This window comes from Planococcus salinus, assembly GCF_003719725.1.
In the GTDB taxonomy this organism is placed as follows: domain Bacteria; phylum Bacillota; class Bacilli; order Bacillales_A; family Planococcaceae; genus Planococcus; species Planococcus salinus.
Genome location: NZ_RIAX01000002.1, coordinates 239412 through 253458, shown reverse-complemented (window position 1 = coordinate 253458; position 14047 = coordinate 239412). Strand labels below are relative to the sequence as shown.

At 46.4% G+C, this 14047-nt stretch carries 12 protein-coding genes; all 12 read left to right on the top strand.

Annotated features, from left to right (window positions below):
• Position 1: 1 nt before the first annotated feature.
• The 12 genes from EEX84_RS03920 (at position 2) to miaB (ending at position 14045) form a co-directional block, all read left to right on the top strand.
• Entirely contained in the window at positions 2–1012 is a 1011-nt protein-coding gene (locus EEX84_RS03920) for an ABC transporter permease (RefSeq protein ID WP_123164279.1), read from the top strand.
• A gap of 99 nt (positions 1013–1111) precedes the next feature.
• On the top strand, positions 1112–2386 hold the full coding sequence (yfmF, locus tag EEX84_RS03915) for an EF-P 5-aminopentanol modification-associated protein YfmF (RefSeq protein ID WP_123164278.1): 1275 nt from the start codon (positions 1112–1114) through the stop codon (positions 2384–2386).
• On the top strand, positions 2379–3680 hold the full coding sequence (yfmH, locus tag EEX84_RS03910) for an EF-P 5-aminopentanol modification-associated protein YfmH (RefSeq protein WP_123164277.1): 1302 nt from the start codon (positions 2379–2381) through the stop codon (positions 3678–3680). Before yfmF ends, yfmH begins: the two co-directional genes overlap by 8 nt.
• Positions 3677–4396 (top strand): elongation factor P 5-aminopentanone reductase, encoded by a 720-nt coding sequence (gene ymfI, locus EEX84_RS03905; protein ID WP_123164276.1) that lies wholly within the window; start codon positions 3677–3679, stop codon positions 4394–4396. The genes yfmH and ymfI overlap by 4 nt, the downstream gene beginning before the upstream one ends.
• Before the next feature lie 114 nt (positions 4397–4510).
• Positions 4511–5311 (top strand): DUF3388 domain-containing protein, encoded by an 801-nt coding sequence (locus EEX84_RS03900; protein ID WP_123164275.1) that lies wholly within the window; start codon positions 4511–4513, stop codon positions 5309–5311.
• A gap of 17 nt (positions 5312–5328) precedes the next feature.
• Positions 5329–6207, top strand: a complete 879-nt coding sequence (locus EEX84_RS03895; RefSeq protein ID WP_123164274.1) for a helix-turn-helix domain-containing protein — start codon at positions 5329–5331, stop codon at positions 6205–6207.
• A 49-nt stretch (positions 6208–6256) separates the two neighbouring features.
• A complete protein-coding gene (pgsA, locus tag EEX84_RS03890; RefSeq protein WP_123164273.1) occupies positions 6257–6835 on the top strand; it encodes a CDP-diacylglycerol--glycerol-3-phosphate 3-phosphatidyltransferase in 579 nt (192 codons plus the stop codon).
• An 18-nt stretch (positions 6836–6853) separates the two neighbouring features.
• Entirely contained in the window at positions 6854–8107 is a 1254-nt protein-coding gene (locus EEX84_RS03885) for a competence/damage-inducible protein A (RefSeq protein WP_123164272.1), read from the top strand.
• A 172-nt stretch (positions 8108–8279) separates the two neighbouring features.
• Positions 8280–9341: a recombinase RecA gene (gene recA, locus EEX84_RS03880; protein WP_123164271.1), complete on the top strand. Its 1062-nt coding sequence runs from the start codon at positions 8280–8282 to the stop codon at positions 9339–9341.
• A 641-nt stretch (positions 9342–9982) separates the two neighbouring features.
• Positions 9983–11542 (top strand): ribonuclease Y, encoded by a 1560-nt coding sequence (gene rny, locus EEX84_RS03870; RefSeq protein WP_123164269.1) that lies wholly within the window; start codon positions 9983–9985, stop codon positions 11540–11542.
• Between the two features lie 65 nt (positions 11543–11607).
• Complete coding sequence (locus EEX84_RS03865; RefSeq protein ID WP_123164470.1) at positions 11608–12405, top strand: TIGR00282 family metallophosphoesterase; 798 nt, start codon at positions 11608–11610, stop codon at positions 12403–12405.
• 95 nt (positions 12406–12500) lie between these two features.
• Positions 12501–14045, top strand: a complete 1545-nt coding sequence (miaB, locus tag EEX84_RS03860; protein WP_123164268.1) for a tRNA (N6-isopentenyl adenosine(37)-C2)-methylthiotransferase MiaB — start codon at positions 12501–12503, stop codon at positions 14043–14045.
• Positions 14046–14047 lie beyond the last annotated feature (2 nt).

The window sequence follows — 14047 nt, the reverse complement described above, 5'->3', positions numbered from 1 at the left end:
GATGAGTTTCTTGGAAGTTTTGTATTTCATCGTGCCTTCAGCGATTTTCTATGCTGCTCCACTTATTTTGGTGGCGCTCGGCGGTGTGTTTTCCGAAAGATCGGGAGTTGTCAATATCGGTCTCGAAGGTTTGATGGTGATCGGTGCTTTTGTCGGCATCCTGTTTAACTTATTATTTGCGGATCAGTTCGGGGGCTTGACTCCTTGGCTGGCACTGATTGCTGCCATGGTTGCCGCTCTGCTGCTGTCGCTTGTTCATGCGGTCGCTTCGATATCGTTCCGTGCAGACCAAGTGGTTTCAGGTGTTGCCATCAACTTGCTGGCAATTGCACTGGCTTTGTATCTGGTCAAGCGCATATTCGATAAAGGGCAGACTGACTTCATCACAGAGCGTTTTCAGCGTTACGATTCATTCGGTTTATCCGATATTCCGTTTATCGGCCCAAGGCTTTTCAGTAACGTCCCGGATTTTTCAGATATACCAATAATCGGGCCGATGTTTTTCAGCCAGGTATACATGACATCCGTTTTTGCCATCGCTATGGCGTTCGTCGCCTGGTTTGTCATTTATAAGACACCGTTCGGCTTGCGGTTGCGGTCTGTCGGGGAACACCCGATGGCGGCAGATACGATGGGCATCAACGTCACCCGGATGCGCTATGTGGCCGTCATGATTTCTGGGGCGTTAGCAGGAATCGGAGGCGCAATCTATGCCCAGACGGTGACAGGTGACTTTGGTCATGCGACAATCAACGGTCAAGGATTTATGGCGCTGGCAGCGATGATATTCGGGAAGTGGCATCCACTTGGTGCCATGGGGGCTGCTTTGTTCTTCGGTCTTGCCCAGTCATTGAGTATTGCCGGGTCTTCGATTCCTTTCATCGAGGATGTTCCAAATGTCTTCCTGCTGATTCTTCCTTATGTGTTAACGATTCTGGCGCTTGCCGGTTTTATTGGACGGGCCAATGCACCAAAAGCGAACGGAAAGCCATACATCAAAGGACAGCGTTAAAAATAGCAGAGCCGTCATTGCGACGGCTCTTTTTCTTTGTTTGCAATTGAAGGAAAAAGTTCGGTATAGTTAAGGCATGACGACGAGAGGGGAATTTACATGTTTCATACGAGAAATATTGCAAAAGGCGTTAATGTACATGTTAATGAAACAACGCAATTCAAAACGATAAATTTTTCGGTTAAGTTTAAAGATAAACTGACGAAAGAAAAAGCTTCAGCCCGTTCCATTTTGGCGAACGTACTGCAGCACAGCAATGAAGTCTACCCATCCCATACGGCGCTTCGTATGGTGCTGGATGACCTTTATGGCACCTCCCTTTACATAGATTCCACAAAAAGAGGCAACGAACATATTGTCAGCTTGAATGTCGAAACGGTGAATGACCAGTATTTATCCGAAGAAGGTGTACTCGAAAAAGTGATGAATTTGATGTATATCGTCTTGTTCAAACCGAATTTGGAGAATGGCTTATTCAAAGAATCGGTGTTTACCCGTGAGAAAAATGCTGTCAAACAACGCATCGAATCGATTTTTGACGAAAAGACGCGCTATGCGCAACAACGGATGCTGGATCTTGCTTTACCTGACCATCCGGCTTCCATTCCAGCCAACGGTACAATTGAAGAAGTGGAAAAAGTCACCAATCAGCAGTTGATGGACGAATACCGTGCTATGCTCGAAACGAACGAAGTTGAAATATATGCTGTGGGTGATATCCAATCTGAAACAATCGCTTCTTTTATTGAAGACTATTTCCATTTTAAAGACAGGGAGAAAGCGATTGATGCACCGGCGTTGGAATTGACCAAGCCCAAACAACCCCGTGTGGCAGAATACGAAGACATGAAACAGGGCAAGCTTCACATGACGTTTTTTTCACCTGTCACATTTAAAGACGAGAAGTTTCCGGTCATGCAGTTGATGAACGGCGTTTTAGGGGGCTATGCCCACTCGAAACTGTTTGTAAATATCCGTGAAAAAGAAAGCATGGCCTATTATGTATCGAGTTCCTATGCTTCCCAATTCGGTTTATTGTTCATCTTGGCGGGGATTGATTCGAAACTCGAAGAAAAAGCAGTGACACTGATTCTTGAGCAAGTGGAAGAAATGAAGAAAGGAAATATTACAGACGTGGAACTGGATCAAACCAAAGCCCTTTTGACCAACCAGTTAAAAGAGGCGCTCGATTCTGCACGAGGGCAAATAGATATCTATGACCAGTACACGGAATTATTTGACCCTTTCGAGCCCGAACAAATGATCAATCAATGGAGAGAAGTTACGAAAGAACAATTGGCTGAAGTGGCCCAGAAACTTTCCTTGGAAATGACGTATTTCCTATCAGGCAAGGAGGATGAACCGAATGAATAAAGTACAGTTTGAACAATTAGATGAAACCCTTTATCAGGAAAAACTTCCAAACGGACTGCAAGTGTATATTCTCCCGAAAAAAGGCTTTTCCAAAACATTTGCGACTTTTACAACCAAGTATGGGTCAATTGACAACCATTTTGTGCCGCTGGGCGAAGAGCAGCCAATCAAAGTTCCGGACGGGATTGCCCATTTCCTGGAGCATAAAATGTTTGAGAAAGAAGAAGGGGATATATTCCAGCAGTTCAGCAAGCAAGGGGCTGCTGCCAACGCCTTTACTTCTTTCACGCGGACAGCTTATCTGTTTTCGGCTACCGGTCAAATCCAGGAAAACGTAGAAACATTACTCGATTTCGTCCAGAGCCCTTATTTCACAGAAAAAACAGTGGAAAAAGAAAAAGGCATCATCGCCCAGGAAATCACCATGTACGACGACCAGCCGGATTGGCGCTTGTATTTCGGCATCATCGAGAACTTGTATAAAAACCATCCTGTAAAAATCGACATTGCAGGTACAGTGGAATCGATTCAGGAAATCACAGCTGAACATTTGTATACATGTTATAACACTTTTTACCATCCATCGAATATGGTGCTGTTCATCGTCGGAGCCGTTGATCCAGACAGCATGATGGAGTTTGTCCGGCAGAACCAGGGGCAAAAAACGTTTGATGAACCTGAAGAAATTGTTCGCATCTATCCGGAAGAACCGATGGAAGCGGCGATCAAACAACGGACATTGGAAATGAGCGTGCAAAAGCCCAAGGTGTTTGTCGGCATCAAGCCGGAAAAACTGGATTTATCCGGTTCTGAAATGCTGAAACATGAATTGTCTGCGCAGCTTGCGTATGAATTGCTGTTTGGCAGAACGTCTGACTTCTATCACAACGCGTATGAAAGCGATTGGATCGATGAATCGTATTCCTTTGATTATTCACTGGAAAATGGATTCGGCTATGCGTTGATCGGGTCCGATACGAATGAACCGGAAACGCTGGCTCATGAAGTACTGGAAACTGTCAGAAAAGCAAAAGAAAAATGGCCGTTTGGACAGGACGACCTGGATCGTGTTCGCCGAAAAAAAATCGGCTTTTTCCTGCGGGCGCTGAATTCTCCTGAATACATCGCCAATCAGTTTACCCGCTATGCGTTCAATGACATGAACTTATTTGATGTCGTGCCGATGCTCGAAGAAATTGAAGTAGCTGATTTGCAGGAAGCTTTCCAGTCCGTCAGCGATGAAAGCCAGCAGTCCATCTTTTCCATCATACCGCCGAAGAAGGAAAGCGAGTGAAACGGTTTGCTGTAGTATTGGGAGCTTCAGGTGAAATCGGTCAAAGTATCTGCCGACAATTGGCGGAAGATGGATGGTCTTTGTACCTTCATTGGAATAGAAACGGAATTTCAGAGCTGACGCAGCAATTGGCCGACGAATTTCCGCGTCAGGAATTCATTGCCCTTCAATCGGATCTTTCCCAAAGCGGCAGTGCGAAACTAGTTGCTGACCAAGTGTATGATGCTTCCTGTATAGTTGTGGCAAGTGGTCAGAGCATAGTGAAGCTGCTTACCGAGACAACGTCAGAAGACATGGACGCCCTCTGGCACGTCCATGTCAAAAACCCGGTCGAAGCAATTCGTTTTATCTCGCCGTTTTTCCATAGACACCCGAAATCATATGTCGTCTTTGTCACTTCCATTTGGGGGGAAACAGGCGCTTCGATGGAAACTGTTTATTCCGCTGTCAAAGGTGCCCAATCGGCGTTTGTTAAAGCCTATGCGAAAGAAATGGCGCCTGCAGGAACGCGTGTCAATGCGGTGTCTCCCGGTTTTATCCAGACAAAGATGAACCATTTCTTGTCAGAAGAAGAACTGGAAGAACTCCAGCAGGAAATACCGCTGGGTTTCGGAGAGCCGAAGGACATTGCGGATGCTGTCAGTTTTTTGGTGAATGGCAAAGCCGATTACATGACGGGCCAAATATTGCGGATAAATGGTGGTTGGCATATGTAGAAAAAGAAGGAAACCTTTTCCTTCTTTTTATTCCTTTTCTTAAAGGGGTAAATCCGCTATTATTAAAGATATCAAGAAATCGTTACTACTTAGAATCGAAAGGTCGGATGAGGAATGAGAGAATGGTATTTTGAATACGAAATTCAAGTGAATCGTCCGGGACTATTAGGGGACATAGCTTCTCTGCTGGGGATGCTGCGTGTCAATATCGTCACCATCAATGGTGTCGACCAGGGCAGGCGCGGGATGCTGTTGCGTGCTGAGCATGATGTGCAGCTGGAACGTTTTGAGCAGATCGTTTCGACCATTGACACCATTGTGATCACCAAGTACCGCGAACCGAAATTACGGGACATACTGGCAGTCCGCCACGGACGCTATATTCAGCGTGATGTCGATGATCGGAAAACATTCCGTTTTGTTCGCGATGAACTCGGTCTGCTGGTGGATTTTATGGCAGAAATCTTCAAACAGGAAGGCCATAAGCTGGTCGGTATCCGCGGCATGCCACGGGTCGGGAAAACCGAATCGGTTGTAGCGGCAAGTGTCAGTGCAAACAAAAAATGGATTTTCCTGTCTTCAACGATGATTAAACAAACTGTGCGAAATCAATTGATGGGCGATGAACATAACTCAAACAACATTTTCATCTTGGATGGGATTGTGACAAGACGGGCGTCAGATGAGCGCCATATGCAGCTGGTCCGGGAAATGATGCGTATGCCTACCATCAAAGTTGTGGAACATCCGGATATGTTTATCCAGCAGTCCGAATACAGTATCGAAGATTTCGACTATATTATCGAACTGCGTCATCATCCCGATGAAAAGATCACATATGAAGTAATGGAAAAAAATAACTTCATGAACAGTAATGAGCAAGCAGATATGTTTGGTGGCGGTTTTAACTTTTAAGTAAGTGGGTGGAAAGTGTGAGTGAACTAGGTGATCGCTTGAAAAAAGCGAGAATCGAAAAAGGCTATACGTTGGAATATTTGCATCAAGCCACCAAAATACAGGAACGTTTTTTAATCGGAATCGAAGAAGGCAATTACAGCGGCATGCCAGGCGTGTTCTATGTACGGGCTTTCATCAGGCAGTATGCGGAAGCGGTCGGTTTGAATGCTGATGCCTTGCTGGAAGAATACAAAACAGAAATTCCGGTACCGGCCAATGGAGAAACAGGAACGTCTGTGTCGGAGCCGCTGCCTTGGAGAAAGCGAACATATACAATGAGTCTTTCGGGAACCATGGCTGAAAGTATGCCAAAAATCACTGTGGCTTTATTTATTGTCGTTATTTTGGCCATTATGGTGTTTTTCTATTCCAAACATGCATCCAACGACTCTTTGGAAGAAGATATCGCTGACGATGGCGGTCTTCCGTACGAGGAAACGGTGGATAGCGGAGCTGCTTCTCAGGCGGAACAAACTGAAGAAAAAATACCGAAGCCTGCAGACGAAGCGGCCGAGGAAGCAGTGCCGCAAGATCCGGATTTATCACTGATCGGCACAGCCGGTGAAGATACTACATATTCCTGGGCCGGTCCTGACGCAAAAGAGTTGAAAATTGAAGCTTCCGGCGTGTCATGGGTATCAGCAACCGATGCCAACCAGCAGGAATTAATGTCACCTGCCAGGGAAATGCAGGCCAATGAAAGTGAAATCATTAATGTTTCCGGCCTGTCCCGTATCCGCATCCGAATCGGTGCTGCGCCGAACGTCAGGCTGACATTGGACGGGAAAGCGATCGAGTACAAACAGGACCTCATGACGCAGAATATCATCATCGAGTTTCCGGAATCACCATAGCCATCAACAGATGGCTATTTTTCTTGACAGGTTGAAAGGAGCAACATTAATGAATATTCCAAACCGAATTACGGTATCCCGTATAATGCTTATCCCGATTTTTATGATCATCATGCTGGTGGATTTCAATTGGGGAACCATGAACTTTTTGGGAGCAGAACTGCCAGTGACACATTTTGTAGGGGGTCTCATTTTCATTTTTGCGTCATTAACGGACTGGGTGGATGGGTATTATGCGAGAAAATACAACCTCGTGACCACTTTTGGGAAATTTCTCGATCCGCTGGCGGATAAATTGCTGGTATCCGCTGCATTAATCATCCTGGTGGAATTGGGTTTTGCAGCTTCGTGGATTGTCATTATCATCATCAGCCGGGAATTTGCCGTGACAGGCTTGCGTCTCGTTTTGGCGGGTGAAGGGGAAGTGGTAGCAGCCGGAGGACTGGGGAAAATCAAAACCACAGCACAGATTCTGGCGGTCACGACACTGCTTCTCCATAATCCGATTTTTACCTGGATTGGCTTTCCATTTGCTGACGTGATGCTTTATGTCGCGTTAATTTTTACGATATGGTCGGGCTGGGAGTATTTCTACGCCAATCGCACGGCTTTGATGGCTTCAAAATAACGGAAGAGGTGGAAACAGATGAACGCAGAAATCATTGCAGTAGGATCCGAAATTTTACTTGGACAGATTACCAATTCCAATGCCCGTTTTTTGTCGAACCATTTGGCGGAACTTGGTATTAATGTTTATTACCATACAGTCGTTGGAGACAACGCGGACCGTTTGAAAGATGCCATTGAAATTGCTGAAAACCGGGCTGATTTGATTATTTTCACAGGAGGATTGGGCCCGACCAAAGATGATCTGACAAAAGAGACGATTGCCAGGCATTTGAGCACCACACTCGAAATGGACAGTGAAGCACTTGAATCGATCCAGGCTTATTTTAAAAAAGCGAAACGCGTCATGACAGACAACAACAAAAAACAGGCGCTTGTCCTGAAAGACAGTGAAGTGCTCGTCAACCATCATGGGATGGCTCCAGGCATGCTCTATAAGACAGAGGGCCATGTGTTCATGCTGCTGCCGGGGCCGCCGAAAGAAATGGAACCGATGTTTCAGTTCGAAGGCAAGCCAAAACTGGCCCGGTTGTTGAATAAGGAAGATGTCATTCTTTCCCATGTTCTCCGCTTTTATGGCATTGGAGAAGCAGAACTGGAGGATCGCCTTCAGGATTTACTGGACCAGCAGACAAATCCGACGATTGCACCACTGGCTTCTGATGGAGAAGTGACATTGCGCATCACAGCCAAAACAGATACGGCTGAAAAAGCCTGGACTCTGATCGATAAATCCAAGAAAGAAATTTTGGCTCGCGTCGGTCAATATTTATACGGCTATGATGATGATTCGTTGGCCTCCAAAACAATTGAACTGCTGAAAGAGCAGGAAAAGACAATCTCGGCTGCGGAAAGCTTGACGGCGGGACTGTTCCAATCGGAACTTGCTTCTGTATCAGGAGCCAGTGCAGTGCTTTCCGGTGGTGTGATTACATATAATGAAGAAATGAAAATCTCCCAGCTGGGTTTATCAGCTGAACTGCTTGCCGAATACGGAGTAGTCAGTGAGCAAACTGCAAAAGCCATGGCGGAAGCGGTCCGAGCAAAATTCAAGACCGATATCAGCGTCAGTTTAACGGGAGCTGCCGGTCCTGATGCCCATGGAGATCAGCCTGCCGGAACCGTCTGGATCGGTATTGCGACTGAAGCGGATACGCAAGCTTATCAGCTTCAATTGTCGGGCATGAGAAACACCAACCGTCTGAGAGCGGTGAAACTGGCATTGTATTATGTCATACGAACACTGACGGATTACAACGCGCGCAAAATTTAATTTTGCGCGTTTTTTCGGCTCAAACTTTCATTTTGCTCAACATAGACCATCTAAAAATCATTTTTCTGATGCGAACACGAATAAACGTTCGCTTTTTTCTTGTATATTTCTCAAAAAGCGAGTATAGTAGAGACAGGTAGAAAAAATGGATTTATCTAGAGGAGGATTTCTTTTGAGCGATCGTAAAGCAGCGTTGGACATGGCGCTAAAACAAATTGAAAAGCAATTCGGTAAAGGTTCTGTCATGAAATTGGGGGAAAATACCGACCGCAATATATCATCTATTTCCAGTGGTTCACTGGCACTTGACTCGGCACTTGGGATAGGCGGCTATCCGCGTGGCCGTGTAATCGAAGTATATGGACCGGAAAGCTCAGGTAAAACGACTGTTTCACTTCATGCAATTGCTGAAGTGCAGGCGACGGGCGGCACTGCAGCGTTCATCGATGCGGAGCATGCACTGGACCCTGTCTATGCCAAGAATCTGGGCGTTAACATTGATGAATTATTGCTGTCACAGCCGGATACCGGTGAGCAGGCACTTGAAATCGCTGAAGCTTTGGTGCGAAGCGGTGCCATTGACATCGTGGTCGTCGACTCTGTTGCAGCGCTTGTGCCAAAAGCAGAGATTGAAGGGGAAATGGGCGATTCCCACATGGGATTGCAGGCGCGTTTAATGTCACAAGCCCTTCGGAAGTTATCTGGTGTCATCAACAAATCGAATACGATTGTTATTTTCATCAATCAGGTCCGTGAAAAAATCGGTGTGATGTTCGGTAATCCGGAAACCACACCAGGCGGTCGTGCGCTGAAATTCTATTCGTCTGTCCGTTTGGAAGTAAGACGAGCGGAAGCGTTGAAGTCAGGAACTGACATCATCGGAAACAGAACAAAAATCAAAATCGTCAAGAACAAAGTGGCGCCACCTTTCCGTACAGCGGAAGTGGATATTATGTACGGTCAAGGGATTTCCCGCGAAGGTGAGATTGTGGACCTCGGTGCAGAACTGGATATCATTGAAAAAAGCGGTTCCTGGTATTCCTATAATGGGGAGCGCGTAGGGCAAGGCCGTGAAAATGCCAAGCAGTTCCTGAGAGAAAACGAAAACATCCGCAATGACATTGCAGCGAAAATCCGTGAACACTACGGCATGGCTGCCGCTTCTTATTCCGTTGCGGCGCCTCAACCGGAAGCAGAGGAAGAAGAGTTCAATCTGCTGATTGACGAAGAATAAAAGAGAAATCTGGCCAAAAGCCGGATGGCTAGTTGAAAGAGCCGTGAAGCAGAAGCTGATCGGCTCTTTCTTTTTGATGCTCTGCCTTACATCGGTCATAGTTCAACGGCCGCTTGCGCTTTTCTTAAATGTCCAGACTCCAGCGGCCAGGCTCTCGGGTCATAAGCCAACCCAGCTGTGTGACAGAAAGCGCCACTTCGCTGGTTCGTCTTATGCCCGTCAAGCCTATACGGCCGCTTGCGCTTTTCTTAAATGTCCAGACTCCAGCGGCCAGGCTCTCGGGTCATAAGCCAACCCAGCTGTGTGACAGAGAGCGCCACTTCGCTGGTTCGTCTTATGCCCGTCAAGCCTATACGGCCGCTTGCGCTTTTCTTACTGTCCAGACTCCAGCGGCCAGCCCCTCGAGGTCGCTTCAGCCTTGCAGCCGATGGCCAATAACGCCATCACCTGCAAGGCTTCCAGCGCTTGTCGGGGCTACACGGCCGCTTCCGCTTTTCTTAATGGGTTGACACAATTTAAGTCCATCTATACAATTGAAATTGTATAATTTACTAATTTTTAAACGCTTGATGTGTGCAATTGTTTTAATTATTCAACTTTTGAAAATGGGGAAATTACGAATAGCAAGAGGAGGTGTCCGAATGGGTATTACCGAGTTCATCTTCGCTTTGCTTGGTGTCATCGTTGGTGTGTTTGTTGGGTATTATGCATTAAAAAGAGTAAACGATTCCAAAATGGCGGGTGCCAAAGGTTCTGCAGAGCAGATTATAGAAGATGCGAAGAGGGAAGCCGAAGCACTGAAAAAAGAAGCCTTATTGGAAGCGAAAGACGAAAATCATAAATTGCGTACTGAAACAGAATCTGAAATTCGGGAACGCCGAGGAGAACTTCAAAAACAAGAGAATCGGTTGTTGCAGAGAGAAGAAAATTTGGATCGCAAGGATGATGCATTAAACAAAAGAGAGGCGAGTTTGGAGCGTAAAGATGAAGCGCTCGCCGAAAAACAACAGCATATTGAACAGATGGAACGCAAAGCTGAAGAGTTAGTCGCAAAACAGCAGTCCGAAATGGAACGTATTTCCTCTTTGACCCGCGAAGAAGCGAAGACGATTATTTTGCAGCAAGTTGAAAGCGAACTTTCAACCGATATTGCTGCAATGATCAAAGATACGGAAGCGCGGGCAAAAGAAGAATCCGACAAAAAAGCGAAAAACATCTTATCCTTGGCGATGCAGCGATTTGCAGCTGACCATGTAGCAGAAACCACTGTTTCTGTGGTCAATTTGCCAAATGACGAGATGAAAGGGCGAATTATCGGACGGGAAGGACGCAATATCCGGACACTTGAAACGCTGACCGGTATCGATTTGATCATCGATGATACACCGGAAGCGGTAATTCTGTCAGGTTTTGATCCGATCCGTCGTGAAACAGCCAGATTGGCTTTGGAGAAACTGGTATCTGACGGCCGTATCCATCCGGCGCGGATCGAAGAAATGGTTGAGAAGTCAAGACGGGAAGTCGATGAACAAATTCGTGAAATTGGGGAACAAACCACATTTGACGTAGGTGTACATAACCTCCATCCTGACTTGATCAAAATTTTGGGAAGACTCCGCTACCGTACAAGTTACGGACAAAACGTTCTGAAGCACTCAACGGAAGTGGCATTCCTTTCCGGCCTGATGGCTGCAGAACTGGGCGAAGATGTCACACTCGCCAGACGCGCTGGACTTCTTCATGATATCGGTAAAGCGATTGATCATGAAGTGGAAGGAAGCCACGTCGAAATCGGTGTTGAGCTTGGAACGAAATACAAAGAACATCCTGTCGTCATCAACAGTATTGCTTCCCACCATGGGGATACAGAAGCGACTTCCATCATTTCTGTTATTGTCGCTGCTGCAGATGCTTTATCGGCAGCACGCCCTGGTGCCAGAAGCGAGACGCTGGAAAACTACATTCGCCGTTTGGAAAAACTCGAAGAGATTTCCGAATCATATGAAGGCGTTGAGAAATCATTCGCCATTCAAGCAGGACGTGAAATCCGCATTATGGTAAGGCCGGAACAGATTGATGATATGACGGCTCATCGCCTCGCTCGAGATATCCGGAAACGGATCGAAGAAGAGCTCGATTATCCTGGACATATCAAAGTGACGGTTATCAGAGAAACGAGAGCAGTTGAATACGCAAAATAATAAGAGGAAGGCTTCGATGAATGTCTATTCAAAGAAGCCTTTTTCTTATGGAAAAAGGTGATTATATGAAGATTTTATTTATTGGAGATATCGTTGGATCCATCGGCCGGGAAGCATTGGAGTCGTATTTGCCACGGCTGAAACGAAAATATTCGCCGGATGTGGTGATTGCCAATGGTGAAAATGCAGCAGCCGGAAGAGGAATCACGAAAGCCATTTATCAGGACTTGCTGTTCATGGGAGTCGACATGATTACGATGGGCAATCATACGTGGGATCAAAAAGAGATATTTGATTTTATTGATGAAGTCGATTATCTGATACGGCCTGCCAACTTTTCCGAAGAAGCCCCAGGACGCGGTATGGCCACCATTACCAAGAACGGACAGACGTTGTCGGTGATCAATTTGCATGGCCGCGTCTTTTTGCCGCCCCATGAGGATCCGTTCCAAAAGGCGGATGAGTTACTGGAAGAAGCCAAAGCGATTTCACCGTTGGTATTTGTCGACTTTCATGCAGAAGCGACCAGTGAAAAAATCGCCATGGGCTGGCATCTGGATGGACGGGCATCGGCTGTCGTCGGAACACATACGCATGTGCAGACAGCGGATGCGCGGATATTGCCGAACGGAACTGCCTATATCTCGGATGTCGGTATGACCGGTCCATACGATGAGATTCTGGGGATGGCAAAAGAATCGGTGCTGTACCGTTTTAAAACCAATATGCCGACGCGTTTTGAAGTACCGAAGCGGGGGCGTTCTGTCGTCAGCGGTTTTTTCACTGAAGTGGATGACCAAACCGGAAAAGCCACTTCGTATGAACGTATCTATATCAACGAAGATTATCCTTTCCAGAACTGATGAAGGTGTCGATTCATCGACAATTAGCACACTCTCCTTGTAGTGGGAAGCGATTATTCAGTATAATAAGGTATTGATTGAAAGGAGTTTTTTTCGTGAATGAAGAACAGCGATTACAGTCAAGCCAAGTAAAGGCCTCTCCATCGGAAAAAAAGCCCGAAAAGGATTACAGCCAGTACTTTCAAAGTGTCTATACACCACCGTCTTTAAAAGATGCGAAAAAACGGGGCAAAGAAGAAGTCTCGTATTTTGATAATTTCAAGATTGATCCGCGGTTTGAGAATCTGGGAGCCGGGCGTAAGTTTTACATACGCACATACGGTTGCCAGATGAACGAACATGATACGGAAGTGATGGCCGGTATTTTTATGGAACTCGGATACGACATCACCGACTCTGTAAACGATGCTGATGTAATTTTGCTGAACACATGCGCCATCCGTGAAAATGCAGAGAACAAAGTGTTCGGGGAACTTGGGCACTTGAAACCGCTGAAGTTGGAAAAGCCGGATCTGCTGATCGGTGTCTGCGGCTGTATGTCCCAGGAAGAATCCGTCGTCAACAAGATTCTGAAGACCTATGATCAGGTGGATATGATTTTCGGTACACACAACATTCACCGGTTGCCGGAAATACTGAATGAAGCCTATATGTCGAAAGAAATGGTCGTCGATGTCTGGTCCAAAGAAGGCGATGTCATCGAAAACCTGCCGAAGGTGCGAAAAGGCCAGATCAAAGCATGGGTCAACATCATGTACGGCTGCGATAAATTCTGCACGTATTGCATCGTGCCCTATACGCGCGGCAAAGAACGTTCGCGCCGTCCGGAAGATATCATTCAGGAAGTACGCCATTTGGCGGCACAGGGTTATAAGGAAGTGACGTTGCTCGGACAGAATGTCAATGCCTACGGCAAAGACTTTGACGACATCACTTACCGTCTTGGCGATTTGATGGATGATCTGCGCAGCATCGACTTGCCGAGAATCCGTTTCACCACGAGCCATCCGCGTGATTTTGATGATCACTTGATCGAAGTGCTCGCAAAAGGCGGCAATCTGGTCGATCACATCCATTTGCCTGTCCAGTCCGGGTCGACAAGCATGCTGAAGATCATGGCACGCAAATACTCACGTGAACATTATATCGAATTGGTCCGGAAAATCCGGGAAGCGATTCCGAACGTGTCACTGACCACGGATATTATTGTCGGTTTTCCGAATGAAACGGACGAACAATTCGAGGAAACTCTGTCATTGTATAAAGAAATCGGTTTTGAAATGGCCTTTACGTATATCTATTCACCCCGCGAGGGAACACCGGCTGCCAAAATGGTCGACAATGTTCCGATGGAAGTGAAGAAAGAGCGCCTTCAGCGTTTGAACGCCCTCGTCAATGAGTACGCAGCAGAAGCGATGAAAGCCTACGACGGCAAAATCGTGGAAGTCCTGGTCGAAGGGGAAAGTAAGAAAAATCCGGATGTGCTGTCCGGTTATACGGCGAAAAACAAACTCGTCAACTTTGTCGGTCCGAAATCGATTATCGGCAAATTGGCGAAAGTGAAAATCACAACAACTAAAACATGGTCATTGAACGGCGAATTGCTCGAAGTCGTATCAGGCCAAGAAGTGGGTGTCTAACA

What these genes read in the sequence shown, in the direction of transcription:
- EEX84_RS03920 (WP_123164279.1), top strand. Translation starts at nt 2, where the DNA reads ATGAGTTTCTTGGAAGTTTTGTATTTCATCGTGCCTTCAGCGATTTTC.
- yfmF (WP_123164278.1), top strand. Translation starts at nt 1,112, where the DNA reads ATGTTTCATACGAGAAATATTGCAAAAGGCGTTAATGTACATGTTAAT.
- yfmH (WP_123164277.1), top strand. Translation starts at nt 2,379, where the DNA reads ATGAATAAAGTACAGTTTGAACAATTAGATGAAACCCTTTATCAGGAA.
- EEX84_RS03900 (WP_123164275.1), top strand. Translation starts at nt 4,511, where the DNA reads ATGAGAGAATGGTATTTTGAATACGAAATTCAAGTGAATCGTCCGGGA.
- pgsA (WP_123164273.1), top strand. Translation starts at nt 6,257, where the DNA reads ATGAATATTCCAAACCGAATTACGGTATCCCGTATAATGCTTATCCCG.
- EEX84_RS03885 (WP_123164272.1), top strand. Translation starts at nt 6,854, where the DNA reads ATGAACGCAGAAATCATTGCAGTAGGATCCGAAATTTTACTTGGACAG.
- rny (WP_123164269.1), top strand. Translation starts at nt 9,983, where the DNA reads ATGGGTATTACCGAGTTCATCTTCGCTTTGCTTGGTGTCATCGTTGGT.
- EEX84_RS03865 (WP_123164470.1), top strand. Translation starts at nt 11,608, where the DNA reads ATGAAGATTTTATTTATTGGAGATATCGTTGGATCCATCGGCCGGGAA.